General features: G+C 56.9%; 1 pseudogene. It reads right to left on the reverse strand.

Going from position 1 to position 348, the window contains the following annotated elements:
• A pseudogene (locus QUB64_RS32745) lies at positions 1 to 348 on the reverse strand (hypothetical protein); the annotation flags it as partial.

Genomic DNA, 348 nt, shown 5'->3' on the forward strand with positions numbered 1-348 from the left:
TTGCCGAAAAGCAAGTCATTATCTGCACCGCCGTCAATGTTGTCATTGCCGCCCATGCCGTAGATAGTGTCGTTGCCGGCAAGTCCGTTAATCGACTCGCTGGTGCTGCCACCCATGATGAAATCGGCAGTGTTACCCCCGTTGAAAGTTTTTTGGACGGGGTTGGGAGTAATGGTAGCAGAGTTTAATTCCGGGGCGCTGACTCGATCGAGCAAACAATTATCTGTGCCCGGTATGGGAGTTGGAGTTGGAGTGGGTGCGGGTGTCGGAGTTGGAGTCGGCGCTGGTGTGGGCGTCGGAGTCGGCGCTGGTGTCGGAGTTGGTGTGGGTGCTGGTGTGGGCGTCGGA

Origin of the sequence: Microcoleus sp. Aus8_D2 (genome assembly GCF_036702665.1) — a bacterium.
Taxonomy (GTDB): domain Bacteria; phylum Cyanobacteriota; class Cyanobacteriia; order Cyanobacteriales; family Microcoleaceae; genus Microcoleus.